This window comes from Niveispirillum fermenti (assembly GCF_052474395.1).
In genome coordinates, this window is the sequence record NZ_CP156681.1 from 367,302 (window position 1) to 392,719 (window position 25,418).

The window sequence follows — 25,418 nt, forward strand, 5'->3', positions numbered from 1 at the left end:
TCAATTGCCGCCGGCCCGGCGCACGCCGCGCTCGGCCCGGCGCGACAGGGCCCGGAAGCCCAGTTCCGACGCCGTCGTCATGATCATGTAGAGAATGGCCGCCGTGGCATAGAACAGGAAAGCCTGGCGCGTGGACTGCATGGCCAGGAAGGACTGTCGCATCAGTTCGGCCAGGGAAACGACGGATACCAGCGTCGTATCCTTCAGCGTCATCTGCCAGACATTGCCCAGGCCGGGCAGCGCATGGCGCAGGGCCAGCGGCACCAGGATGCGACGCAGGATCAGCAGGCGATGCATGCCCAGCGCGCGCGCCGCCTCGATCTGGCCTTTGGGCACGGCCTGCACCGCACCGCGGATCACCTCCGCCGCATAGGCGCCCGACACGATGCCCACCGCCACGACGCCCACGGCAAAGGTCGGCAGGTCCACCCGGCCCGTATAGCCGAACAGGCCGGCCATCCAGGTGACGAAGCCCGCCCCCCCGAAGAACAGCAGCCAGATGACCAGCAGCGCCGGCACCCCGCGCACCACGGTTGTATAGATGGCTGCCAGCCAGCGCACGGGCGCCGGTCCCGCCAGCTTGGCCGCGGCCGCCAGCGATCCGGCGACAAGCCCCAGCAGATAGGCCAGGATGGCCACCGCCAGGGTCATGGCGGCACCGGCGGCGATTTCATCGCCCCAACCATCGGCACCGAAACGAAGAAGGTCGAGCATGGGCAGGTCCGGTCCGGCTTGGTCCTGGGCGGGCCGTCAGGGCCGACGGGGTACGTCCCCCGTCCCCTCCGGCCTCCGGGGCGGGTCAGGGCATGGAACTGTCGAAACCGAACCACTGCACCGACAGGTTCGACATGGTGCCGTCGGCCTTCATCTCGGCAACCGCCTTGTCCAGCGCGCCCAGCAGGTCCGGCCGGCCCTTGGCCACCGCGATACCCTGGCCGCGGCCGAACAGCCCACCATCGAATCCCGGCCCGAAATAGCTGAAATCCTTGCCTTCCGGCCGTTGCAGGAAGGCGTTCCAGGTGATGGCGTCGGCCAGTCCCACCTCCACGCGGCCCGTCTGCAGGTCCAGCGCCAGGTTCTCCTGCGTGTCATAGCGGCGGATGCTGGCCACATCGGCCAGATAGGTATCGGCGAAATTGGCGTGGATGGTGCTGGTCTGCACGCCCAGGACCTTGCCCTTAAGGTGTTCGCGCAGCGTGTCGATGGCGGCCTGCTCCGCCTGGTCGATCTCCGTCAGGTCCACCCGTTCCACGCCGTAATCCACCTGCTGCAACGGGTTGGCGTTGGCAGAGACCAGATAGGCCGGCGTCGTGGCATAACCCTTCGTGAAGTCGACGGCCTGCTGGCGTTCCCCGGTGATGGACATGCCGGCCACGATGACATCGAAGCGGCCGGCCTGCAGGGCCGGGATCATGCCATCCCAGGCCTGGGCGATGAACTGGCAGCGCACCGCCATGCGGCGGCAGACATCCTTCATCATGTCGACCTCGAACCCGACGAGATTGCCGGATGCGTCGAGCATGTTGTAGGGCGGATAGGCGCCTTCGGTCGCCACGCGCAACGGATCGGGTATGCCACCCGGCGCCGTCGCCGCCTGTTCGCCTCCCTCCTTGCCGCAGCCCGTCAGCGCCACGAGGCCGGCCATGGCCAGCGCCACCATCAATTTCCTCATCACCCGATACCCCCTCGACCCTGTGCCTGCCTGCCCTGTGCCCGGCGTCTGGATTGCGTGCCTGCTTTTCCGGTTTTCTGTCCGCCGCCGGTCACAGCCCCTCGCGGGTCAGGAACTGGCGGCAGCGTTCGGATCTGGGATTGCCGAACAGTTCCGCCGGCGTCCCCTCCTCCTCGATCCGGCCCTGATGCAGGAAGACGACCTTGTGCGCCACCTCCCGCGCGAAGGCCATTTCATGCGTGACGATCAGCATCGTCGCCCCCTCCGATGCCAGGTCGCGGATGACCCGCAGCACCTCGCCCACCAGTTCGGGGTCCAGCGCGCTGGTCGGCTCGTCGAACAGCATGACGCGGGGCTCCATGGCCAGCATGCGGGCGATGGCCGCGCGCTGCTGCTGCCCGCCCGACATCTGCGAAGGATAGGCGTCGCGCTTGGCCGACAGGCCGACCTTGGCCAGCAGCGCCTCCGCCCGGGCGACGGCCTGGTCCTTCGGCTGGCCCCGCACATGCACGGGGGCTTCGATGATGTTTTCCAGCACCGTCATATGGGTCCAGAGATTGAAACCCTGGAACACCATGCCGCAGCGCTGGCGGATACGATCCACCTGCCGGCCATCGGCCGGTTGCGCGCCATGGCGGGTGCGCTTCATGGCGATCTGTTCCCCCTCGATGCGCACGATGCCGTCATCGGGGATTTCCAGCAGGTTGATGCAGCGCAGCAGCGTGCTCTTGCCCGACCCGGACGATCCGATCAGGGCCACCACCTCGCCCTCCTGCGCCGACAGGGAGACGCCCTTCAGAACCTCGTTGTCACCGAAACGCTTGTGCAGCGCCTCCACCTGCACGGCCGGCACGGGGGCGGAAACGGTGGGGGTGGGTGGCATCGGGGTCCATGGCTGCGATGTGGACGGGTGACAAGGCAAAGCTACCTCGCCAACCCCCGGCAGCGAAAGGGGAAATCCGGCCCCAGGCGTGGCGGAATTGACGGGCGGGCGGGCGGCATCCCATGCTATGGAAGGAAGGCCGTACCGTTCCCCTGTTCCGGAGCCCCGCGCCAGCATGAGCCAAGGCATGCAGCCAACCCCGAACCGCAGCACGCATTTCCTGTTCGAACACAAGGTCTTCACGGTGGAAGGCTGCCGCTTCGTCTGGTCCCGGTCCGCCGAGGAGGCGGTGATGCGTTTCCTCCTCGGCAAAGTGGAGGCAGAGGTGGCGCTCGACAAGCTGTGCAACGAGTTCAAGATCGATCCCAAAAGCTTCGATGGCCAGTTGATCGACATGGTGGCCAAGGGCCTGAAATATGTGCGCGAGATCCGGCCCGGCGACACGATCCCCAATGAACTGATCGACGGTACCGCATCCTGGCGCGTCGATGACCGGCATTATGCCATCGCCAAGGGTCGGCTGACGGTGCAGATGGTGACCTGGCTGACAGGTGGCGAGACGGTCATTTCCAGCCCCGAGCAACTGGAACAGGTGGTTGAGGACCCGACCACGAAAACCCGCGTGCGCGAGGCCTTCCAGATGATCGCCAACCGGCTGGCCCTGACCGGCAATGCCGAGCAGCAGGTGGAAGACCGCATCGACGCGCTGGCCAAGGAACTGTCCTATATCGAGGCGCTGCGCGAACGGGCGAGCCGCCTGCACAAGATCCGCGACGGGCTGGAGTTGGCGCACCGCCTTTACAAGATCGAGCGCACCCTGCGCGAGGAGATCGTGCGCATGCAGACCCTGTCGCTGCCGCCCATCACCGATATCGAGCAGCGGTTCGCGCAGGTCGATGCCCAGACGGGAGAGGTCCTGTCGATGCTGACCCTGTTCGACAAGAACATCACCTATATCCGCGAGATGCGTGACGACCTGCACCAGACGCTGCTGCCCTGGGACGAGGTGATGGAGGATTGGGAAGCCGTCGCCATCGAGAAGGGGGCACCCTTCGAGGCCGTGTTGAAAAAGACATACCAGTTCCTGGCCCGCAGCTATTCCCAGGCCAAGCATTGGCGTCTGGCCAGCCGCGCGCCGCCGCGGTAAGGACCGGCACCAAGGACCGGCACCCCGCTCCCGCAGAAGGGGGGCTCCCCGAAAAGAAGAACCCCCGGCAGGTTGCCCTGCCGGGGGTCTTCGCATTCATGCCTGTTCGGCTGAACGGCCCGGACTTAGAAGTCCATGCCGCCCATGCCGCCCATGCCACCCATGCCGCCCGGAGCGGCGCCACCGGCGGCCGGCGGCTGCGGCTTCTCGCCGATCATCGCCTCGGTGGTGATCAGCAGGCCGGCGATGGAGGCGGCGTCCTGCAGGGCGGCGCGCACGACCTTGGTCGGGTCGATGACGCCGAACTTGAACATGTCGCCATATTCGCCGGTCTGGGCGTTGAAGCCATGGTTGGTGTCAGCCTGCTCCAGCAGCTTGCCGACGATCACCGAGCCGTCGAAACCGGCATTCTGGGCGATCTGGCGGACCGGGGCCTGCAGGGCCTTGCGGACGATGTCCACACCGAACTTCTGGTCGGCGTTCGGGGCGACCAGTTCTTCCAGCTTCTTCGTGGCGTACAGCAGGGCCACGCCGCCGCCGGCGACGATGCCCTCTTCCACGGCGGCGCGGGTGGCGTGCATCGCGTCGTCAACGCGATCCTTGCGCTCCTTCACCTCGACCTCGGTGGCGCCGCCGACGCGGATGACGGCAACGCCGCCAGCCAGCTTCGCCAGACGCTCCTGCAGCTTCTCGCGGTCGTAGTCGCTGGTGGTCTCTTCGATCTGGGCCTTGATCTGGGCGATACGGGCCGTGATGTCTTCCTTCGCACCCTCGCCGTCGACGATCGTGGTGTTGTCCTTGCTGATCGTCACCTTCTTGGCGCGGCCCAGCATGTCCAGCGTCACGTTCTCCAGCTTGATGCCCAGATCTTCGCTGATGACTTGGCCGCCCGTCAGGATGGCCATGTCTTCCAGCATCGCCTTGCGACGGTCACCGAAGCCCGGGGCCTTCACGGCGGCGATCTTCAGGCCGCCGCGCAGCTTGTTGACGACCAGCGTGGCCAGCGCCTCGCCTTCCACATCCTCGGCCACGATGACCAGCGGACGGGACGACTGCACGACGGCTTCCAGAACCGGCAGCATCGCCTGCAGGCCCGACAGCTTCTTTTCGAACAGCAGGATATAGGGGTTTTCCAGGTCCGCGACCATCTTGTCGGCATTGGTCACGAAATAGGGCGACAGGTAGCCGCGGTCGAACTGCATGCCTTCCACGACGTCCAGCTCGGTCTCCAGGCTCTTGGCCTCTTCAACCGTGATGACGCCTTCGTTACCGACGCGGGCCATGGCCTCGGCGATCTGGGCGCCGATGGTGGCTTCGCCGTTGGCGGAGATGGTGCCGACCTGGGCGATCTCGTCGTTGGTCGTGACCTTGCGCGAGCGGGACTGGATGTCGGCCACGACGGTGGCGACGGCCAGATCGACGCCGCGCTTCACATCCATCGGGTTCATGCCGGCGGCGATGGCCTTGGCGCCTTCACGGACGATGGACTGGGCCAGCACGGTGGCGGTGGTGGTGCCGTCGCCGGCCAGATCGGCCGTCTTCTGCGCCACTTCCTTGACCATCTGGGCGCCCATGTTCTCGAACTTGTCGGACAGTTCGATTTCCTTGGCGACCGAGACACCGTCCTTGGTGATGCGGGGAGCGCCGAAGCTCTTCTCGATCACGACGTTGCGGCCCTTCGGGCCCAGGGTGACCTTCACGGCATCGGCCAGAATGTCCACGCCGCGCAGCATCTTGGTGCGGGCGTCGGAGCCGAACTTAACTTCCTTGGCAGCCATTGCTCTAATCCTTTTGAATTCTATGGGGTCGGGCGTGGATCAGGTGATCCGACTCAGGCGTTCAGCACGCCCATGATGTCGCTTTCCTTCATGATCAGGTATTCGACACCGTCGATCTTCACCTCGGTCCCCGACCACTTGCCGAACAGGACGCGGTCGCCGGCCTTGACGTCGAGAGCCACCAGCTTGCCGGCCTCGTCACGGGCACCCGGACCCACGGCGACCACCTCGCCCTCCTGGGGCTTTTCCGAGGCGGTGTCGGGGATGATGATGCCGCCGGCCGTCTTCTTTTCGGACTCGACGCGCTTGACCACGACGCGGTCGTGCAGCGGACGGAACTTCATAGGATCTCTCCCTGAGATAGGCAAAAGGGTTGGCGTGAGCCTTTGTTAGCACTCACGCTCGGTGAGTGCCAACAGAGCTATTCATCCCATCCCCGCCTGTCAAGAGGGGCGCTGGCATAATTGGATGGGGTTGCCATGACGGCGGCGAAAGGGGTCGCACCCCGGCCCACCGCCCGCGACATCAATCCGCCAGCCGCCGCCGCATCGCCGCCCGGCCCCCAGCCCGCAGGCAGGCCGCCGGCAGCAGCAGGAACAGCACCGTCAAGACCAGCGACAGGCCGACCTTGCGTGGGTCTCCATGCGCATTTCTCAATTCCCCCCATCCAGTCCAGCACGACATTCTCGATCCCGAACACATGCCGCCATGGGTCATGGGCGCCGTGCCGGGCTTGATCCGGAATGCCGGAATCCGCTCCAGGAACTCCTCCAGCCCGATGATCAGTTCCCGCCGTGCCAGATGGGACCCCAGACAGCGGTGCGGACCATAGGCGAAGGCCGTGTGACGGTTGTTCTCACGCGCCAGGGCGCAGCATCTGCACCGTGGAATAGGCGCGGAAGAACTCCTCCACCGCCGGCTTGATCAATTCGCGGTCGTCGCGCAGGCGCTGCTGATCCTGCGGATGCGTGGCAAGATGGTAGAGGTCGAAGCCCAGGGCCGCGGCCACCGTGTCCAGGCCGGCCTCGAACAGCAGCACGGCAATGCCCAGCACCTCCTTGTCGGTCAGCGGCCGGCCTTTCACCCCGGCGCGCAGCAGGAAGCCGACGAAATCGTCCGCCGGCTCCCGCCGGCGCAGTTCGCCAGGCCCTTCATGAAATCCACGACGGTGCGCATAGCGGCCAGCCGCTTTTCCAGCGTGCCGTGGAACTGGTCATCGGCCCTTGTGATGACCCAGGTGCCGCGCCCGTCATAGGTGTTGGCCGGGGCGTACAACACGGGCGGCCCACCCTGATGCACAAAGCTGAGCCCGCCTGCGGATTGCCGTTGGGCGTCGGGGCCATGCCGGGCGACCTGAAATAGCTGAAATCCCGTACCAGGCCCGGCGGCACATGGTCGGGAATGACGGGGTGCTGCTGCATCGCCGATCTTCCTTCTTCTGCCGCGGCCCATCCCTGTTCTGCGGACAGGCGACCGCGCCTCCCTGTTCCGGATCATGGGTGTAAAGCATATGTTGCACACCATATTTTTTTGCACTGATGCGCATTTTCTATCCCCTCTTCCGCCGGGCCGGCCGGGCCTGTAGAACAGGTGTCGCATAGTAGGTAAGGATGGGGGCCGATGCCCGTTGCCGTGGATAGTGGCCAGCGCCGGACGGAAGTTGCCGCCGCCGCGGCGGACCTGATCATCGAAGGTGGGCTGAATGCCGTGACCTTCCGCAACCTGGCGACCCGGCTGGGCTGCAGCACCACCGTCATCAGCCACTTCTTCCGCGACAAGAACGAGGTGCTGCTGGAGACCTACCGCTACAATTTCATGCAGGCCGTGGCCCTTCGCGAGCAGGCGCTGGCGGGACTGCCGGCCGATCCGGTAAGGGCGATGGAGGAATTGCTGCCCGTGGGGCCGGACCAGCGGCGGCACTGGATCATCTGGCTGTGCTTCTGGACCGCGGCCCTGTTCGAACCGGGCCTGTCGCAGGAACATCAGCGCGGGCTTGTCGGCACGCGCGAACGATTGCGCACCCATTTCATTGCCGCAGGCATGGCAGACCCGGCGGCCGACCAGCGGGCGGAGGATATCTGCAAGGCGCTTTACGGCATCGCCATGCAGACGGTCTTCGACCAGTCATACTGGACCGCGGAAAGGCAGCGCGCGGCCTTCCGCCGGGCCGCGGGCGGGGACTGATACTATAATGCGGCTGGTGCTGGTGCGGGGACTGACCCTGCCGCGCCGTGATGGCCGTGCCGGCGACCTGATCCGGCCGCTGCGGCAGGATATGTTCCGTTAGAGCTGTTTTCGGTCGACCGGAAACAGCTCCGTTGGCGACTGCGCCCGCCGCGGCTGTGCGTCGTGAAGCCAAGCAACTGTTTTCATGCGGCGTAAGTTCTCTGATCGCGGATGATGGCATTGGCGAGGACGACGATCTTTCGCATGATGGCAACGAGGGCAACCTTTGGCTTCTTTCCAGCGGCGATGAGTTTTTTATAGAAGGCGGCCAAGGGTGGATTTCGCCGACTGGCGACGACGGCAGCCATGTAAAGGACGGTTCGGACAACGGGCCTTCCACCGTAGATGCTGCGCGGGCCATCGCGTTTGCCGCTCTGGTTATCCATCGGGGCAACGCCGGCCAGGGCGGCGACCTGATGTCGTGTCAGTGTGCCCAACTCCGGCATATGGGCCAGCAGGGTGGCCGCCAGCACCGGCCCGACAGCAGGAATGGACTGGAGCAGGTTGTCGTTGACCTTCAAGGTTTTGGATGCCGCGATCTGCTCGGCAATGCGCTTGTCGAGGCGCAGGATCAGCAGGGCGATGGCATCCAGGCGCCGCTTGGCCAAGCGGCGCAGTTCCGGATCCGCCAGGGTCTGGGCCTGGTTCCTGACCATGGTCTGCTCGTCGAGCAACTGGCGCCGGTAGGTGGCCAGTTCCGCCAGGACCTCCCGTTCCGGATCGGGTTGGTAGGCGGCTCCGGGGATCGCCTGGGCATAGGCGGCGATCATCCGGGCATCCAGCCGGTCATTCTTGGCCCAGCGTCCATGCGCCCTGGCAAAATGCCGGACCTTGCGAGGATCGACGAGGCGGACGGGAATGCCGGCTTTCGATAAAGCCTCCATGACCGGCCGCTCATAGCCACCACTGGCTTCCAGGACGACCTGCACGGCGCGCTTGCCACACCGTCGCCGAAGGAGACTGTAACCAGCCTCGGCATTCTCGACTTGGAAAGCCTCTCCTGTCTCGGCATCCAACCCGTCCAGACGGGCCTTGCTGACGTCCAGGGCGATGATAGAGTCCTGTTGTGCCATCTTCATACTCCCTGCCTTGCACGTACGGGGCTGCAACCCCAAGCAACTGTTCGGGTCAATGAAGGGGCCGACCGGAGAACCATGCTTGGCTACGGTGTATGATCTACCTTTCCACGGAGCGGTCTTCCGGACGGATCGCCGGCCGGGGCATGCCCCGGCCGGCGATCACACATCTTACTGACATTTCGAAAACACAAGCCGCGGATGCGGTGCCGGCTGAGGAATTGAAAAGCGAGAGCCTGTTTCCGGTCGGCGGAAATACGGTTCTTGAACGGCCTTTCGCTGGCTGGAAAGCCGTTCCGGCGGTGATCGGTTGCGATCCCCCCTGACGGGTATGAAGGGAGCGGGCATGACGGGACATTATCTGGTATTGGCAGGGGGTGTCGGCGGGGGCGCGGCTGGCCAGTGGGCTGGCGCGGGCGCTGCCCGACGGACACCTGACCGTGGCGGCGGAATAGCCGGACGACGACGCCACCGCGGCTGAAATCTCAGGTGGCGTTTTCCCGTCTGGTTGCATTGATCCGGAACTTCCGGGTGCGATGGCGGGTTACCTTTGCAAGGGGTGGCAAGAGCCCCGATGGAAAGGAACCGCCATGCGCCGCGCCATTGCCTGGAGTGCCGGCATCCTGGCCGGCATCCTGCTGGCACTGATACTGGCCGTGATCCTGTTCGACTGGGGGCGACTGGCCCCGTGGCTGGGTGCGCGCCTGTCGGATGCCGCGGGGCGCGAGGTCAGCCTGTCCGGCCTGGCGGTGGAATGGTCCTGGCGCCCCCGCATTCTGGTCAGCGATCTGCGCGTCGCCAATGCGCCCTGGGGCAGCGGCCCCCTGCTGGCCGATATCCGGGAACTGGATGTCACCATCTCCATCCCCGCCCTGTTTCAGGGCCGTCTGGAGGTACCGCGGCTGGTGCTGACGGGCGCCAGGCTGCTGCTGGAACAGGATGCGCAGGGCCGGGCCAACTGGGATTTCGTGGCCGGCAGCGCGACGGCCGGTGCCGTCGCCCCCGACAACCGGCGCGAGATGCCCATGATCGGCGCGATGGCCATCACCGGCGGCACCCTGGATTACCGCGACCCGCGCCGGGGCATCGATTTCAGGAGCCGCCTGGACAGCGTGGCTGCCACGGGCGCCGACCGGAAGAACCGGGTGCGGCTGAAGGGGGAAGGAACGCTTGACGGCAAATCCTTCACCCTGACCCTGACGGGCGGATCGCTGCTGGCCCTGCGCGCAGCCGAGACGCCCTATCCGCTGACGCTGGAGGCGGCAGCCGGGGGCACCCGCTTTTCCCTGGACGGAACCATGACGGACCCCGTGCGGCTTGACGGGGCCGACCTTCTGCTGCGGTTGAGCGGGCCGGACCTGGCCGAGATATTCCCCATCTTCGGCATTCCGACACCGACGACCGCCGCCTATGAGTTGGCGGGACGGCTGCGGCGCGGCGAGGGCCGGTGGCGCGTGGACGATCTGGAAGGCCGGGTCGGTGACAGCGACCTGGCCGGCTGGCTGTCCATCGACCCGCGCGAGGAGGTGCCACTGGTCCGGGCCGAACTGGTATCACAGCATCTGCGCCTGATCGACCTGGGCGGCCTGATCGGACTGGACCCCGGGCAGGAGGACCCGACGGCGGGCGTGGCGCCGCCCGGCCGCGTGCTGCCTGCCATCCCGGTAAAGCTGGAAAGGCTGCGCGCCACCGACATGGACATCCATTTCACCGGGGCCGACGTGAAGGCGCCGGGCCTGCCCCTGCGCGAACTGGAATTTCACCTGAAACTGGCGGGCGGGCTTGCCACGCTGTCGCCCCTGCGGTTCGAGGCCGATATCGGGCAGGTGGCCGGTACCGTGGCCCTGGACGGTCGGCGGGAACAGCCTGAAGGGACCTTCGACCTGAAGGTGCGCAACCTGGGTCTGAAGCCGTTCGTGAAAGGCACGGCTTTCGAGGCGGAAACCGATGGCGCGCTGGCCGGCCGGCTGCGCCTGCAGGGCACCGGCCGGTCGCTGGCGGAAATCCTGGGGACGTCGGATGGCAGTCTGGTGCTGGTCATGGAGAATGGCAGCATCAGCCACCTGCTGGTCGAGGTCGCCGGGCTGGACGCGGCCGAGGCGCTGGCCCGGCTGATCGGCGGTGACAAGCCCATTGATGTTCGCTGTCTGGTCGCGGACTTCACCGTGGAAAAGGGCGACATGCGGTCCAGCACCCTCGTCCTGGACACAACCGACACCAATATCGGCGGCACCCTGCGACTGAACCTGGGGGAAGAGGCGCTGGAAGGCCGTTTGCGGCCCAAGCCCAAGGATTTCAGCCCGCTGACGGCGCGTGTGCCCATCCTGATCGGCGGCACGCTGGCCGAACCGCGAATCGGGATCGATGGCGGAAGGCTGGCCACCAAGGGTGCCGCGGCGGCCACGCTGGGCCTTCTTCTGACGCCGCTGGCCGCCATCGTCCCGTTCCTGGATGCCGGCGGCGGGGAGGACAGCCCCTGCCGCACCCTGGTCCGCCAGGCCCGCGCGCAGGAGGGCAAGGACCCGGCGGAACGGGCGACGGAAGGCGACGACTGACAACAAGGGGCAGGAAAATGCCCCTTGTTGTCTGCGCCGACAGGCGCAGGGTGCGAAGCGCCCCCGCCCCTGGTTGCGGGAAGCCCGGCTTCAGTCGAAGCGAAAGCCCGACACGGCCGTGTGCAATACGGTTTCGCCATAGACCCGACGACCGGGGCCCCCGGCAGCGCCGGCGGCCACCATCAGCGGGATGAGATGTTCTTCCCGGGGGTGGGAGAAAGGACCCTGCGGCGCCCCCCGCCAGCCGGCCAGCGCCGCGGCGCGCTCCGTACCGGGGACCTGCACCGCGCCGGCAAGCCACCGGTCGAAATCCTGTGACGGGCCAGTGGCACGGGGATCGCCATAGGCTTTCATATTGTGGAAGCTCATCCCCGATCCAAGGATCAGCACGCCCTCGTCGCGCAGCGAAGCCAGGGCGCGCCCCGCCGCCAGATGCAGGGCGGGGTCCAGCGACCGGTCCAGCGACATCTCCACCACGGGAATATCGGCGTCGGGAAAGGCGACCTTCAGCGGGATGAAGACACCGTGATCCAGGCCGCGCCGATCGTCCGTACGGGCAGGCAGCCCCGCCCTCTTCAGCAGGTCCGCAGCCCGCGCAGCCAGATCCGGGCTGCCGGGCACATCATAGCGCAATTGGTAGGTATGGGCCGGGAACCCGTAATAATCATAGATCAGCCCCGGTGCCGTGGCGCCGGTGAAGGCGAAACCCTGCTCCTCCCAATGGCCCGACACGACCAGGATCGCCCGGGGCCGCGCCGGCAGGGATGCGGACAGGCCGCCCAGGAACCCGGCCATGCCGGTCCAGACACCCCGCGGATCCTCCATGAAGAAGCAGGGACCGCCGCCATGGGGGATGAAAAAAGTGGGTTGCCGTTGATCGCTCATGGAAAATCTCCAAAGGCCATGGGGCCGACTTGGGCCGGCCTTACCGTTCCCAAGAAGATAGCGTCCCGCCTTCGATGGTTTAACTGATATAGTTTCGATTAAGATCATCAGAAGAATAGATGAAGATGGATGCGTTATCCCTCGACCAGTTCGCGGTCTTCGTCACCGTTGCGGATACGGGCAGCTTCTCTGCGGCCGCCCGGCGGCTGAATCGGGTGCAGTCCGCCATCACCTACACCATCGCCAGGCTGGAGGATCAGGTGCAGGTCGCGCTGTTCGACCGCAGCGGCTACCGCCCCGTACCGACCCCGGCCGGCACCGCCCTGTTGCCCCAGGCCCGGCGGATACTGGCGGAGCTGGACGCCTTCCGCAGCCAGGCGGCCGGTCTCAGCCGGGGGCTGGAGGCGGAACTGTCCATTGTGATCGAGACCATGGCCCCCATGGCCCTGGCGGTGGAGATGCTGGCGGCGCTGCGCCGGCGCTACCCGTCGGTGCGCACGCGGGTGCTGGTGGAAACGCTGGGTGCCGCGTCGGGGGCCGTGATCGGTGGCGCGGCCGATATCGGCATCCTCACGGCCTTTGCCAGTGACAGCCCGGCCCTGGTCCGCGTGCCCGTCGGGGAGATCAGCCTGGTTCCCGTGGCGGCACCGGCCCATCCGCTGGCCCGGGCGGGCCGGCCGCTGGAGACCGGTGACCTGCGCGACCATCTCCAGCTTGTCCTGACGGACCGGTCGGAACAGACGGCGGGCCGGGACCACGGGGTTGCCGCCACCTCGACCTGGCGCATCGCGGACCTGGGCGCCAAGCATGCGCTGCTGCTGGCCGGGGTCGGATGGGGCAGCATGCCGGCCCACATGGTGGCCGGCGATCTGACGGCAGGGCGGCTGGTGGAACTGGCCGTGCGCAGTTGGGACGGTGCCGCCGGCCCGCCGCGCCTGCCGCTGGTTGCCGCCCGCCGGGCGGATGCCGCCGCAGGCCCCGCCGGACGCTGGTTCATGGATGAGCTGGAACGCCGGTCGCCGGCGTCACGGGCCGCCAACCCGCCCTGATGCCTTGTCGCCGGCCATGGGGTCGCCGCGGCATGGCATGGGGATCTGGTCCGGCGGCGTCTGCCGCCGCTTGTCCGCCTCAAGCCCAAGCCGCCGGATGGCGGCGCCCGGCGCTTGAGGTGCCGAAAACCTTGACCATCGGTCAAGGTTTTCGGCCGCTGGTATAAGACTGGAAGAATGCGAAACCCTTGGGTGGGTTGCGGTGTTGTTTCCCCTGAGAACACATCGCTTGTCCTCCCTCCCAAGGCCGCTCGCACCCCCGCCGGCGACCGCCCCGCCGCTGGAGCCGTATCGACCATGGATGGACCGCTTCCTGTTTCCTGCGATCCGTTGACCGCCTTGTTCAAAAGGGTTCGGGCCCGGACCGAGGCGCTGGCGGCCGGTCTGTCCGATGCCGATGCCACCGTCCAGTCGATGGAGGATGCCAGCCCGGCCAAATGGCATCTGGCCCATACGAGCTGGTTTTTCGAAACCATGGTGCTGGCGCGCCATGTGCCAGGGTACCGGCCATTCGATCCCGCCTTCGATTTCCTGTTCAATTCCTACTATGAAACCATCGGACCCCGGCTTTCCCGGCCGCGGCGCGGCATGCTGACCCGGCCGTGCCTGGCGACGGTCCTGGCATACCGGCAGCATGTGACGAAGGCCGTGGCTGACCTGATGGGAACGAGAATGCCCGACGGTGTGGCCAGCCTTGTGGAACTGGGATGCCATCATGAACAGCAGCACCAGGAATTGTTGCTGACGGACATCCTGCATCTGTTTGCACAGAACCCGCTGGCACCGGCCTTCCGCACGCCCCCGGGGGCCCTGCCGGCCATCCCGGACCGCCCGGCGGCAATGGGCTTCATCGCGTTCGATGGCGGGGTCATCCGCATCGGGCATGCGGGCGGCGGGTTCGCCTTCGATTGCGAGGGCCCCCGCCACGAGGTGCTGATCCAGCCGTTCCGCCTGGCCGACAGGCTGGTGACCAACGCGGAATGGCTGGATTTCATCGCGGATGGCGGATATCGCACCCCCCTGCTGTGGCTGTCCGACGGCTGGGCCAGGGCGCAGGCGGAAGGCTGGTCGGCACCGCTTTACTGGCAGAGGCGGAATGACGGGTTCGTGAGCATGACGCTGCAAGGCCTGCGGCCCGTGGACCCCGCCGCCCCCGTCACCCATATCAGCTATTTCGAGGCCGATGCCTTTGCCACCTGGGCGGGGCGGCGCCTGCCCGGCGAGGCCGAATGGGAACATGCCGCCGGCACGCTGGCCATTGATGGCCAAGCCGCCGGCCAAGGCAATTTCGCCGACAGCGGTCGTCTGGCGCCCGCCCCCGCCTCGCCGGCCGGTGGCCTGCGCCAGATGTTCGGAGATGTCTGGGAATGGACGCGCAGCGCCTTCCTGCCCTATCCGCGCTTCTGCCCGCCCGCCGGCGCCGTCGGCGAATATAATGGGAAATTCATGTCGGGGCAGTTCGTGCTGCGCGGCGGTTCCTGTGCCACGCCCGCCGGCCATGTCCGGGCCAGCTATCGCAATTTCTTCCCACCCCATGCCCGCTGGCAGTTTTCCGGCCTGCGATTGGCGGAGGATGCCTGATGCCCCTGGATGCCGATATCATCGATACCCAAATGGCCGCCTTCCGGCGGGATGTCCTGTCGGGACTGTCACAGCCGCGCCGGGCGCTGCCGCCCCGCTGGCTGTATGACGACCGCGGCTGCGGCCTGTTCGAGGAGATCACGCGGCTGCCGGAATATTACCCGACCCGCACGGAGACGGCCATCCTGGCCGCCCATGCGCAGGACATCGCCGCCTTCTGCGGGCCGGATGCCGTGATGCTGGAATATGGCGCCGGTGCCGGCGTCAAGACCGAGATCGTGATCGGCGCCCTGCCGTCGCTGCGCCTCTATGTCCCCATCGACATTGCCGGCAATTTCCTCCAGCAAACCGCTAGCCGGTTGCGGCGGCGGTTCCCCGGCCTGAATACGGCCCCGGTCGTCGGCGATTTCACAACGCCGCTGGACCTGCCGGCATCGGTTCCCGCCGCCCGTCGGTTCGGCTTCTTCCCCGGTTCCACGATCGGCAATCTGGACCCCGCCGAAGCCGTCGCCTTTCTGGTCCAGGTGCGCCGGCATGTCGGGGAGGCCGGCCGATGCATCATCGGCGTGGACCTGAAGAAGGATGTCGACACCCTGCTCCGCGCCTATGATGACAGTCGCGGCGTGACCGCGCGGTTCAATCTCAACCTGTTGCGGCGCATCAACCGCGAACTGGGCGGCACCTTCGATCCGGGCCGGTTCCGGCACCGCGCGGTCTGGAACAGCGGGGAGGCCGCTGTCGAAATGCATCTGGAAAGCCTTGCCTTGCAAAGCGTCCATGTATGCGGTCGCCGGTTCGACTTCGACACCGGAGAGACGATCCATACCGAAAGCTCGCGCAAATATGACCACGCCTCCTTCACGGCGCTGGCCGGCCGCGCCGGCTGGCGGCTGGACCACGCCTGGACCGACCCGGACGAACGGTTCGCGATTTTCGGCCTTGTCTGATAAAAGCGGCCGAAAACCTTGACCTATGATCAAGGTTTTCGGCACCTCAAGCGCCGGCGCCCACATCCGTTGGCTTGTGTTTTCGAAATGTCAGTAAGATGTGTGATCGCCGGCCGGGGCATGCCCCGGCCGGCGATCCGTCCGGAAGACCGCTCCGTGGAAAGGTAGATCATACACCGTAGCCAAGCATGGTTCTCCGGTCGGCCCCTTCATTGACCCGAACAGTTGCTTGGGGTTGCAGCCCCGTACGTGCAAGGCAGGGAGTATGAAGATGGCACAACAGGACTCTATCATCGCCCTGGACGTCAGCAAGGCCCGTCTGGACGGGTTGGATGCCGAGACAGGAGAGGCTTTCCAAGTCGAGAATGCCGAGGCTGGTTACAGTCTCCTTCGGCGACGGTGTGGCAAGCGCGCCGTGCAGGTCGTCCTGGAAGCCAGTGGTGGCTATGAGCGGCCGGTCATGGAGGCTTTATCGAAAGCCGGCATTCCCGTCCGCCTCGTCGATCCTCGCAAGGTCCGGCATTTTGCCAGGGCGCATGGACGCTGGGCCAAGAATGACCGGCTGGATGCCCGGATGATCGCCGCCTATGCCCAGGCGATCCCCGGAGCCGCCTACCAACCCGATCCGGAACGGGAGGTCCTGGCGGAACTGGCCACCTACCGGCGCCAGTTGCTCGACGAGCAGACCATGGTCAGGAACCAGGCCCAGACCCTGGCGGATCCGGAACTGCGCCGCTTGGCCAAGCGGCGCCTGGATGCCATCGCCCTGCTGATCCTGCGCCTCGACAAGCGCATTGCCGAGCAGATCGCGGCATCCAAAACCTTGAAGGTCAACGACAACCTGCTCCAGTCCATTCCTGCTGTCGGGCCGGTGCTGGCGGCCACCCTGCTGGCCCATATGCCGGAGTTGGGCACACTGACACGACATCAGGTCGCCGCCCTGGCCGGCGTTGCCCCGATGGATAACCAGAGCGGCAAACGCGATGGCCCGCGCAGCATCTACGGTGGAAGGCCCGTTGTCCGAACCGTCCTTTACATGGCTGCCGTCGTCGCCAGTCGGCGAAATCCACCCTTGGCCGCCTTCTATAAAAAACTCATCGCCGCTGGAAAGAAGCCAAAGGTTGCCCTCGTTGCCATCATGCGAAAGATCGTCGTCCTCGCCAATGCCATCATCCGCGATCAGAGAACTTACGCCGCATGAAAACAGTTGCTTGGCTACGCGCCACGTGGCGCGCGGCGGCAGTCGCCGCCGATACCATCGGTCAAGATTTTCGGCCGCTGGTATCGCCGAGGGGTTGACCCTTGGCTGACGGGGGGCTGGAAAAGGCCTAAAACGGCAGGGGCCGGGGGATCGCTCCCCCAGCCCCTGCCGCCCCTCCCCGGTCCGGAGGGTGGTGGCGTGTCGTTATCAAGCGGCCGAACGGATGCCGGCGCGCACGACCTTCTCGTCCACCTGGTCGGCGAACTGGGTGAAATTGGCCTCGAACCGGCGGGCCACCTCATGGGCGGTGGCGTCAAAGGCCTGCTTGTCGGCCCAGGCGTTGCGCGGCAGCAGCACGTCGGCCGGCACGCCGTCGCAGCCTTCCGGCACGGCCAGGCCGAAATTCGGCTCCGGCTTGTGGCTGACGGTGGCCAGCTTGCCGTTCAGCGCGGCATTCACCAGCGCGCGCGTATGGCCGATCTTCATGCGGCTGCCGGTGCCATAGGAACCGCCCGTCCAGCCGGTATTGACCAGCCAGCAATTGGCGCCGTGGGTCTTGATCTTCTCGCCCAGCAGCTTGGCATAGACGGTCGGATGGCGCGGCATGAACGGGGCGCCGAAGCAGGTGGAGAAGGTGGCCTGCGGTTCCGTCACGCCCTTTTCCGTGCCGGCCACGCGGGCCGTGTAACCGGACAGGAAATGGTACATGGCCTGATCGGCCGACAGCTTTGAGATGGGCGGCAGCACGCCGAAGGCATCAGCCGTCAACATGATGATGTTCAGCGGCTGGCCGCCGCGGCCCGTCTCGCTGGCATTGGGGATGAAGTCGATCGGATAGCTGGCGCGGGTATTCTCCGTCAGGCTGGCATCGTCCAGGTCCAGCGCGCGGGTCCGGTCGTCCATCACGACATTTTCCAGCACCGTGCCGAAGCGGCGCGTCGTCTCGTAAATCTCCGGCTCGGCCTCCGCCGACAGGCGGATGACCTTGGCATAGCAGCCGCCTTCGAAGTTGAAGACGCCATTGTCCGACCAGCCATGCTCGTCATCGCCGATCAGGGTACGGCTGCTGTCGGCCGACAGGGTGGTCTTGCCCGTGCCCGACAGGCCGAAGAAGATGGCCGTGTCACCATTGGCGCCGATATTGGCCGAACAATGCATGGGAAGCACGCCCTGCGCCGGCAGCAGGAAATTCAGGATGGAGAAGATCGACTTCTTGATCTCGCCGGCATAGGAGGTGCCGCCGATCAGGACCAGCCGCTTCTTGAAATTGATCACGACGAACACGTCGGAACGGGTGCCGTCACGCTCTGGCACGGCATGGAAATCGGGCGCCTGGAGGACCGTGAAGGACGGTTCGAACTGGGCGCGCTCCGCCAGGGGCGGACGAATGAACATGTTCTGGGCGAACAGGTTGTGCCAGGCATGCTGGGTCACGATCCGCACGGGCAGGCGATATTGCAGGTCGGCCCCGGCATAAAGATCCTGCACGAACACCTCCCGGCCCTGCAGGAAGGCGGTGATGCGGGCATGCAGACGATCGAACGCCTCTTCCGTGAAGGGCTTGTTGGGACCCCACCAGATGTCGTCGGCGGTCGTCTCCTCCTGCACGGTGAACTTGTCGTTGGGGGAGCGGCCGGTATGCTGGCCGGTAATGGCGACCAGGGCGCCGTCCTTGGACAGCTTCGCCTCGCCGCGGCGCAAGGCCTGCTCATAGAGGCCGCCGACGCTGAGGTTCCAATGCGCGGCCTTCAGATTGGTCAGGCCCAGGTAATCCAGACCGAAGCTGCTGATGACGGGACCGGTATGTTCCACGTTGGATTTCTCCCTTGACTTGGCATCCGCCGTGCCCGTTCGCCGGAGCCCGCGGCCATGTAGCGGGAGAAACACCTGCTACGCGGCATTTTATGTAACGGCTGATGTTTACTTACCGTTCCTGCCCAGCCCTGACAAGTACCGCCGGGGCACAGGTCCCCTGTCGGAACGCCGCAGGCCGGGCCACGGGCTGTTCAACCTTTCCGCCCGCGCGCCTCACCGGCCAGCCGGACCAGTTCCGCCCGCGCCGCCTCGGCATTCCGGACACGGTTGTCGAACGCAAGCCGGGCCGTCAGGGTGCCGCATCGCAGGTCGCAGCCCTCCGGATCGATGCCCGTCATCCGCCAGTCGCCGGGCGGCCGGTCCAGCAGCCGCGTGGCATAGAGGCCGATCGCTTCCGCATGGTCGTCGTTCATGTGGGCCACGATGTCCGTGGCACGGCCGGCGAGGGAGGTCCAGTCCACGGGCGCCAGACGCAGATCGGTAGCCGAAAGCCCGTGGATGCGGCCGAAGCCGGCCACCATATGACCCCGCCGCGGGTCCAGCCGCCACAGCGCGAAATCGCGGAAGCCGGCATAGGCGCTGGCCGAGGGGTGCCGGGCGATGAACCGTTCCAGCAGCCGCGTATCGCCCGACCGTTCGGCATAGCCCTGCACCGACAGGCGCGGTCCCGTCAGCCGGTCGGCATGCCCGCCGGTCCCGTCGAACAGCAGGCCGCAGCGCGGATCGCCTTCCAGATTGCGGGTATGCTCGGCCAGACGTGAGATCAGCAACAACGGCGTGGCGTCCAGGTCGAAGGCTACCAGCACCAGCGAGGGCATGGGCCATCCGTCCATCCCGCCCTGCACGCCCGGGCGTGACAGGGTGGCCAGCGTCGCCTCGCCCGATCCGCGCATCAGCGCCCGGGCCTGAAGGCCCGGATCGGCCAGTTCCGGTTCCATCTCCTCTCCGACGACCGCCATATGACGCCTCCCCCGCCTGTCCTATGTCATTAACGGCTCTTTTCGATGCCGCATTCATGACATATTGAAAGTGAATCTGGCTTTGGCAAAGCCGGTCTTTCGGAGGTAATCCGCATGCAACCGGCAAAGGCGGGAGAAGATTAAGGTGGCCCAGACGATCGCCCTGGTCGATGACGACCGTAATATCCTGACATCCGTGTCCATCGCGCTGGAAGCCGAGGGGTACGAGGTGCGTACCTATGGCGATGGGGACGAGGCCTTGCGCGGGATCAGTTCGCGCCCCGTGGACATGGCCGTGCTGGACATCAAGATGCCGCGCATGGACGGGCTGGAACTGCTTCAGCGCCTGCGCCAGACGACGCAGATGCCCATCATCTTCCTGACCTCCAAGGATGATGAGACGGACGAGCTGCAGGGCCTGCGCATGGGGGCCGACGATTACATCACCAAGCCCTTCAGCCAGCGCCTGCTGATCGAGCGCATCAAGACGCTGCTGCGCCGCACCGAACTGGCCCAGGGCAAGGGAACGGCCCCCGATCCCGGCCAGACGCTGGTACGCGGCGATCTGGTGCTGGACGGCGCCCGCCATCTCTGCACCTGGCGCGGCAAGGAGATCGACCTGACGGTGACGGAATTCCTGCTGGTCAAGGCCCTGGCCATTCGCCCCGGCCACGTGAAGAACCGCGACCAGTTGATGGATGCCGCCTATGGCGAGCATATCTATGTCGATGACCGCACCATCGACAGCCACATCAAGCGGCTGCGCAAGAAGTTCAAGGCCGTGGACGAGGATTTCCAGCAGATCGAAACGCTGTACGGCGTCGGTTACAAGTACCGGGAATAAGGGCGGTCGACGGTGAAACGACCGTTCCGCGCTTCGGCAGGCAAGACACCGGAGGCCCCCGCCAGCCGCCGGCGGGTGAGGCATTTCTCGCCCCTGACACTGCGCATCCTGGCCGTCAACATGCTGGCGCTGGCCACCCTGCTGGGTGGCCTGCTCTACCTTTCCACTTATCAGCAATGGCTGATCGACAAGGAACTGGACGCGCTGACGACCGAAGCGCGGATCTTCGCCGGCGCGCTGGGCGAAGGCGCCATGCAGCCCGTCCTGGATGAGTTCAACGAGCCCGCCAACCAGCTTTCCTATGAACTGGCGCGGCAGATGGTCCGCCGCCTGGTGGAAACCACCGACACCCGCACGCGGCTGTTCGTGCCGTCAGGGGAACTGATCGCGGACAGCCGGGTGCTGGGCGGCCCCGGCGGGATGGTGCAGATCGAGGAACTGCCGCCGCTGCGTGACGGCAACCGGCTGACGGAAATCGGCATCTCCATCTACGATTATATCGTCAATGCCGTGCCGGAGCGGGAGCATCTGCCCGCCTATCCCAACGAGCGGGACACGACGGCGGAAAGCTATTCCGACGTCATGAAGGCCCTGTCGGGGGAAATCGGCCGCAATGTCTGGCGCATCGCCCGGCCCGATGGCCGGTCCGACATGGTGCTGACCGTGGCCGTGCCCGTCCAGCGCTACAAGAAGGTGCTGGGCGCCGTCTATATCTCGCGCAGCGGGGTGGCCGTGGACGTGGCCGTGCGGGAATTCCGCATGGACATCCTGCGCCTGTTCGTGATCACGCTGGGCGTGACGGTGCTGCTGTCCTTCTATCTCGCGGGCACCATTGCGCGACCCATCCGCCGGCTGGCGCAGGCCGCGGACGAGGTGCGCCACGGGCGCGGGCGCGAGGTGACGATCCCCGATTTCTCCCGCCGCCGGGACGAGGTGGGCGACCTGTCGGCCGCCCTGCGGGAAATGACGGCAGCCATCTGGAACCGCATGGACGCCATCGAACGCTTCGCCGCCGATGTTGCGCACGAGATCAAGAACCCCCTGACAAGCATGCGCAGCGCCGTTGAAACCGTGCAGCGCGTGAAGACCGACGAACAGCGCCAGCGGCTGCTGTCCATCATTCATCATGACGTGCAGCGGCTGGACCGGCTGATCAGCGACATTTCCAATGCCAGCCGGCTGGATGCCGAACTGTCCCGCGCCCGGTCCGAACCGGCCGATATCGGACAGATGCTGACCATGCTGGCCGATATCCACGATGCCACACTGGGCAATGCCGAGGCTCTGCGTGAAGCCGCCGCGGAGGCCGGAACCGATGCCGCCGGCCTGCCGCCCCCGGTGACGGTGGAAGTGGAACTGCCGCAGACGCGAACCGGCCTGATCGTGCCGGGACTGGAAGGGCGGCTGACCCAGGTCTTCCAGAACCTGCTGTCGAATGCGCTGTCCTTCTCCCCGCCCGGCGGTGTCGTGCGGTTCAAGGCGAAATCCTTCGCCGACCGGGTGGAGATCACCTGCGAGGACCAGGGGCCGGGCATCCCGCAGGGCAAGCTGGATGCCATCTTCGACCGGTTCTACAGCGAGCGGCCGAAATCGGAAGCCTTCGGCAAGCATTCCGGCCTGGGCCTGTCCATCTCCAAGCAGATCATCGATGCCCATCAGGGCCGCATCTTCGCGGATAATATCCAGGATGCCGACGGCAGCGTGAAGGGTGCCCGCTTCACCGTGGTGCTGCCGCGATAGGCAACACCGGGACGGAAGCGACCGGACCGGTTTTCCCCGCTGGAGCCCCCGTATCTCCGTTGCCCGGAAATACGGGGGCTCTCGCTTTCAGTTCCTCAAGCGCCGGGCGCCGCCATCCGGCGGCTTGGGCTTGCGGCGCACGGGCGTCGGGCCGGCAGTCACCGGCCTATACCAGGGGCATGAGTCACAAATTCATGCCCCTGGTATAGGCCGGAAAACGGCTCAATCGTCCACCGTCTCGTCGGGGTAGATACCCCAGAATTCGCCGCGTTCCAGCCAGCCGTGATAGCCCTGGATCTCCACTTCGCACCAGGCACCCTTGCAGGCGATCAGACGGCCCATCACACCGGGCTCGGCCTGGGCCACCGCGGCGGCCGAGGCGCTGGGCCGTTCCCGCACGGTCCGAAGTTCGCCCGTGATGACCAGCATGCGCCGGCCGGACAGCATGGACTGGTGTACCCAACCCTGCGTGCCCTCCACATCGCGGATACGGCGCCACGTGTCGAATTCCGCCGTGACCTCCACAGGCATGCCGGGACGCACGAAAACCCATTCGATGGGATAGGAACGGCCGGGCCCGGTGCGCAGATTGACTTCCGCGGAACGCAGCGAAACAAACCGCGGCACGGGCAGACCGCTGCGCACGATCATGTCGGACCGGGGGTCCGTTTCCTGGCCCAGCCCCACGGTGGGAGTGAACAGGAACGTGGCCGCCACCACCCCACCGAGCAGCAGGCGTGCCGTACCGGCCGATACCGTCATCCACACCTTATTCGCCCTGTTTCCAAGCACTCCCGGCCCCGCCGCTTCGCCGCCACATGGGCCGGACATTCATGCCCCTTTTTGCCGTACCGCGAATGGCCGGGTCAAGCATCAGCGACGATCACCCCCAGTTGGAAGGCGGGGGAAGACCAGTACTCCCCTTGCCCCGGGATTCGTCACCGGCCGCCGGCATTTCCTCAGATTTTTAAGGATGAATGGCGGAGAGGGTGTCCGGCAAACTACAATCCGCTGGCACCCGTAGGCATCAAGTTAGCACCTGATATTCCTCGCATTTATAAGCAATACCGCCTTGTTCCTGTCCCGTTCCGTCCCATTGCGTTCCCATAAAACCGGTGTATTATTGGGGAACGTTTTTGGGAACGGAGGCGGCAGACATGCCCCGCAAGCTAAGCAATGTCCTAACTCCGCTTACCGTTAAGAATGCGAAGCCAGGACGGCACGCGGATGGGGGCGGGCTGCATTTGCTGGTAAAGGAAACTGGCGCGCGGTCATGGGTGTATCGCTTCATGCTTCAGGGCAAGTCGCGCGACATTGGCCTAGGGGCAGCGGGACCGGGGGGCATTTCCTTGGCAGATGCCCGCGCGGCGCGCGATGCACTCCGCCTCAAGGTGAAGGCGGGCACTGACCCCCTGGAAGAACGCCAGCGGGAAGCCTCAAAGGCAGTTACGGCGGCTCAGGCGGCAGCGATAGCCGGAATCACGTTCCGGGCTGTCGCAGAGGCTTATATCGGCGCGAATGAGGCAAGTTGGCGCAATGACAAGCACCGGCAACAATGGCGCAACACGTTGGCCAGCTACGTCTATCCCGTCATGGGCGAATTACCGGTTGCCGACATTGCCACGGCGCATGTTCTGACAATTCTAGAACCCATTTGGAAGGACAAGCCAGAGACGGCTAGCCGCGTCCGGGGGCGCATTGAAACGGTGCTTGATGCAGCCAAGGCGCGCGGATACCGGGAGGGAGAGAACCCGGCCCGCTGGCGTGGCCACATTGCGCAAATCCTACCGCCACGCACCCGGCTTAAACGCGGCCATCACAAAGCCATGCCTTATGCAGTCATCCCGGCTTTCATGGTGAACCTGCGGACGCGGGAGGCGATGGCGGCGCTGGCTTTGGAGTTTGTCATTCTCACTGCGGCGCGCACCAATGAAGTGCTGGGAGCGACATGGGCCGAAATTGACCTGGATAAGGCAATCTGGACAGTACCGGCATCGCGTATGAAGGCGGCAAGGGAACATCGCATTCCGCTGTCGCCGCGTGCGGTGGAGATTCTGTTGACTGTCCGGCCATTGGGGACGGCTAATCTGTTTGCGACCGACAAGGGCGGCAAACTCTCTGCAATGGCCATGGCAATGCTGCTTCGTCGCATGAAGTTGGATTGCACCGTTCACGGCTTCCGATCTGGTTTCCGGGACTGGGCAGCCGAATGCACCGGATACGCCCATGAAGTTTGCGAAATGGCGCTCGCCCATGTCGTAGGCAATAAGGCCGAAGCGGCTTACCGGCGCGGCGATCTGTTCGATAAACGGCGACGGCTCATGGCGGACTGGGCAACCTATTGCGCCAGTGACGGCGCGGCTGGTGCCACGGTTACTCCAATCCGGGGGGTAGTGGCATGAACAATGCGTCAAACGCTGAACTTATCAGCGGGCACATTAGAGCTGCGCTGGAAGCTGAGCCGGGTAGCGCTGCTGCAATAAGTAGTGCCCAACAGGCAATTTTTTACAGTGTTCACGAAACGATGAAGGCGCTCCAGCCCGCGTTAGCACCGCTGTTGTCTCCGGCAAGTTTAGAGGAAGCCGAGGCAATACGAAATGTGTGGATAGCCAAGCTGCGCTTTATCAACGGTTGTTTGGCACTTCCCGATCTGAGCGACCTATCCGTTGCGTTACAAGAGTTGAACCGAGGCGTGACAGCCGAGGCCTTGCGGCCCAATGGAACTATGCAAGGCGGCAAGCCCAGCACCGAGCGGCTTCGCCTGATGTCATTGGTGGTTGAAGCAGCCGACGAATTAAAACGACAATGCAAAAAAGACGCTGAATATCGCGCCGAACTCAATAGGTCTCAAACGGCACACTCTACTGTAGAGAAGTATAGAAAGGCTATTCATGGCCTTCCCGAATTTCAGCCGCGAATGGGATGGTCGATACGATGGAGTGAGCAGCCAGAAATAGTGCTTCAGCACCTAGTTTGGGCGATAAAGGCACTCGATAAAAGGTAACGTTTTCAAGGGTGTCACAGCTTTTCCAACGAAGTCATGACGCGCCTTTGTTTGGC

The 25,418-nt window shown here is 65.5% G+C and carries 25 protein-coding genes; 12 read left to right on the forward strand and 13 right to left on the reverse strand.

Features of this window, described 5'->3' with window-relative positions; translation table 11 throughout:
* The 3 genes from ABC728_RS13165 to ABC728_RS13175 form a co-directional block, all read right to left on the reverse strand.
* On the reverse strand, window positions 1-714 hold the full coding sequence (locus ABC728_RS13165) for an ABC transporter permease (protein ID WP_416617961.1): 714 nt from the start codon (window positions 712-714) through the stop codon (window positions 1-3).
* 85 nt (window positions 715-799) lie between these two features.
* Entirely contained in the window at window positions 800-1,672 is an 873-nt protein-coding gene (locus ABC728_RS13170) for a transporter substrate-binding domain-containing protein (RefSeq protein ID WP_416617960.1), read from the reverse strand.
* Window positions 1,673-1,763: 91 nt separating this feature from the next.
* Entirely contained in the window at window positions 1,764-2,555 is a 792-nt protein-coding gene (locus ABC728_RS13175; protein ID WP_416617959.1) for an ABC transporter ATP-binding protein, read from the reverse strand.
* A gap of 187 nt (window positions 2,556-2,742) precedes the next feature.
* Between ABC728_RS13175 and ABC728_RS13180 the strand changes: the two genes are divergently transcribed.
* Window positions 2,743-3,702 carry a hypothetical protein gene (locus tag ABC728_RS13180; RefSeq protein ID WP_416617958.1) on the forward strand — a complete coding sequence of 320 codons (960 nt, stop codon included), beginning with the start codon at window positions 2,743-2,745 and terminating at the stop codon, window positions 3,700-3,702.
* A 125-nt stretch (window positions 3,703-3,827) separates the two neighbouring features.
* On the opposite strand, the gene groL is transcribed toward ABC728_RS13180, so the two are convergent.
* The 5 genes from groL to ABC728_RS13205 all read right to left on the reverse strand — a co-directional run bounded on the left by groL (window position 3,828) and on the right by ABC728_RS13205 (window position 6,758).
* Window positions 3,828-5,480 carry a chaperonin GroEL gene (groL, locus tag ABC728_RS13185; RefSeq protein WP_416617957.1) on the reverse strand — a complete coding sequence of 551 codons (1,653 nt, stop codon included), beginning with the start codon at window positions 5,478-5,480 and terminating at the stop codon, window positions 3,828-3,830.
* 53 nt (window positions 5,481-5,533) lie between these two features.
* Window positions 5,534-5,824, reverse strand: coding sequence for a co-chaperone GroES (gene groES, locus ABC728_RS13190; protein ID WP_094458166.1), 291 nt, complete (start codon window positions 5,822-5,824; stop codon window positions 5,534-5,536).
* A gap of 181 nt (window positions 5,825-6,005) precedes the next feature.
* Window positions 6,006-6,137, reverse strand: a complete 132-nt coding sequence (locus tag ABC728_RS13195; RefSeq protein WP_416617956.1) for a hypothetical protein — start codon at window positions 6,135-6,137, stop codon at window positions 6,006-6,008.
* A 199-nt stretch (window positions 6,138-6,336) separates the two neighbouring features.
* A complete protein-coding gene (locus ABC728_RS13200) occupies window positions 6,337-6,564 on the reverse strand; it encodes a cytochrome P450 (RefSeq protein ID WP_416617955.1) in 228 nt (75 codons plus the stop codon).
* On the reverse strand, window positions 6,561-6,758 hold the full coding sequence (locus ABC728_RS13205) for a hypothetical protein (RefSeq protein ID WP_416617954.1): 198 nt from the start codon (window positions 6,756-6,758) through the stop codon (window positions 6,561-6,563). The genes ABC728_RS13200 and ABC728_RS13205 overlap by 4 nt, the downstream gene beginning before the upstream one ends.
* A gap of 342 nt (window positions 6,759-7,100) precedes the next feature.
* On the opposite strand from ABC728_RS13205, the gene ABC728_RS13210 reads away from it, so the two are divergent.
* Window positions 7,101-7,664, forward strand: coding sequence for a TetR/AcrR family transcriptional regulator (locus tag ABC728_RS13210; RefSeq protein ID WP_416617953.1), 564 nt, complete (start codon window positions 7,101-7,103; stop codon window positions 7,662-7,664).
* 185 nt (window positions 7,665-7,849) lie between these two features.
* On the opposite strand, the gene ABC728_RS13215 is transcribed toward ABC728_RS13210, so the two are convergent.
* Complete coding sequence (locus ABC728_RS13215; RefSeq protein ID WP_445376291.1) at window positions 7,850-8,785, reverse strand: IS110 family transposase; 936 nt, start codon at window positions 8,783-8,785, stop codon at window positions 7,850-7,852.
* Between the two features lie 92 nt (window positions 8,786-8,877).
* Here ABC728_RS13215 and ABC728_RS13220 point away from each other — a divergent pair, with 92 nt between their 5' ends.
* Window positions 8,878-9,108, forward strand: a complete 231-nt coding sequence (locus ABC728_RS13220; protein ID WP_445376566.1) for a hypothetical protein — start codon at window positions 8,878-8,880, stop codon at window positions 9,106-9,108.
* Window positions 9,109-9,372: 264 nt separating this feature from the next.
* On the forward strand, window positions 9,373-11,337 hold the full coding sequence (locus ABC728_RS13225) for an AsmA family protein (protein ID WP_416622294.1): 1,965 nt from the start codon (window positions 9,373-9,375) through the stop codon (window positions 11,335-11,337).
* 90 nt (window positions 11,338-11,427) lie between these two features.
* Here the strand turns inward: ABC728_RS13225 and ABC728_RS13230 are convergent, their stop codons facing one another.
* Entirely contained in the window at window positions 11,428-12,222 is a 795-nt protein-coding gene (locus ABC728_RS13230; protein WP_416622295.1) for a DODA-type extradiol aromatic ring-opening family dioxygenase, read from the reverse strand.
* A 125-nt stretch (window positions 12,223-12,347) separates the two neighbouring features.
* Here ABC728_RS13230 and ABC728_RS13235 point away from each other — a divergent pair, with 125 nt between their 5' ends.
* The 4 genes from ABC728_RS13235 to ABC728_RS13250 all read left to right on the forward strand — a co-directional run bounded on the left by ABC728_RS13235 (window position 12,348) and on the right by ABC728_RS13250 (window position 17,000).
* Complete coding sequence (locus ABC728_RS13235) at window positions 12,348-13,271, forward strand: LysR family transcriptional regulator (protein WP_416622296.1); 924 nt, start codon at window positions 12,348-12,350, stop codon at window positions 13,269-13,271.
* 297 nt (window positions 13,272-13,568) lie between these two features.
* On the forward strand, window positions 13,569-14,852 hold the full coding sequence (gene egtB, locus ABC728_RS13240) for an ergothioneine biosynthesis protein EgtB (RefSeq protein ID WP_416622297.1): 1,284 nt from the start codon (window positions 13,569-13,571) through the stop codon (window positions 14,850-14,852).
* Window positions 14,852-15,799: an L-histidine N(alpha)-methyltransferase gene (gene egtD / locus ABC728_RS13245; protein WP_416622298.1), complete on the forward strand. Its 948-nt coding sequence runs from the start codon at window positions 14,852-14,854 to the stop codon at window positions 15,797-15,799. The genes egtB and egtD overlap by 1 nt, the downstream gene beginning before the upstream one ends.
* Window positions 15,800-16,064: 265 nt before the next feature.
* Window positions 16,065-17,000 carry an IS110 family transposase gene (locus ABC728_RS13250; RefSeq protein WP_445376291.1) on the forward strand — a complete coding sequence of 312 codons (936 nt, stop codon included), beginning with the start codon at window positions 16,065-16,067 and terminating at the stop codon, window positions 16,998-17,000.
* Between the two features lie 207 nt (window positions 17,001-17,207).
* Here the strand turns inward: ABC728_RS13250 and ABC728_RS13255 are convergent, their stop codons facing one another.
* Both ABC728_RS13255 and ABC728_RS13260 read right to left on the reverse strand, forming a co-directional pair.
* Window positions 17,208-18,812, reverse strand: a complete 1,605-nt coding sequence (locus ABC728_RS13255) for a phosphoenolpyruvate carboxykinase (RefSeq protein WP_416622293.1) — start codon at window positions 18,810-18,812, stop codon at window positions 17,208-17,210.
* A gap of 194 nt (window positions 18,813-19,006) precedes the next feature.
* On the reverse strand, window positions 19,007-19,774 hold the full coding sequence (locus ABC728_RS13260) for a HugZ family pyridoxamine 5'-phosphate oxidase (RefSeq protein ID WP_416622292.1): 768 nt from the start codon (window positions 19,772-19,774) through the stop codon (window positions 19,007-19,009).
* 145 nt (window positions 19,775-19,919) lie between these two features.
* Between ABC728_RS13260 and ABC728_RS13265 the strand changes: the two genes are divergently transcribed.
* Entirely contained in the window at window positions 19,920-20,618 is a 699-nt protein-coding gene (locus tag ABC728_RS13265) for a response regulator transcription factor (protein WP_416622291.1), read from the forward strand.
* Window positions 20,619-20,630: 12 nt separating this feature from the next.
* Entirely contained in the window at window positions 20,631-22,358 is a 1,728-nt protein-coding gene (locus ABC728_RS13270; protein ID WP_416622290.1) for a stimulus-sensing domain-containing protein, read from the forward strand.
* A 222-nt stretch (window positions 22,359-22,580) separates the two neighbouring features.
* Here the strand turns inward: ABC728_RS13270 and ABC728_RS13275 are convergent, their stop codons facing one another.
* Window positions 22,581-23,120 carry an SH3 domain-containing protein gene (locus tag ABC728_RS13275; RefSeq protein ID WP_416622289.1) on the reverse strand — a complete coding sequence of 180 codons (540 nt, stop codon included), beginning with the start codon at window positions 23,118-23,120 and terminating at the stop codon, window positions 22,581-22,583.
* Between the two features lie 395 nt (window positions 23,121-23,515).
* On the opposite strand from ABC728_RS13275, the gene ABC728_RS13280 reads away from it, so the two are divergent.
* Both ABC728_RS13280 and ABC728_RS13285 read left to right on the forward strand, forming a co-directional pair.
* Complete coding sequence (locus ABC728_RS13280; protein WP_416622288.1) at window positions 23,516-24,760, forward strand: tyrosine-type recombinase/integrase; 1,245 nt, start codon at window positions 23,516-23,518, stop codon at window positions 24,758-24,760.
* A complete protein-coding gene (locus tag ABC728_RS13285) occupies window positions 24,757-25,362 on the forward strand; it encodes a hypothetical protein (protein WP_416622287.1) in 606 nt (201 codons plus the stop codon). Before ABC728_RS13280 ends, ABC728_RS13285 begins: the two co-directional genes overlap by 4 nt.
* Window positions 25,363-25,418 lie beyond the last annotated feature (56 nt).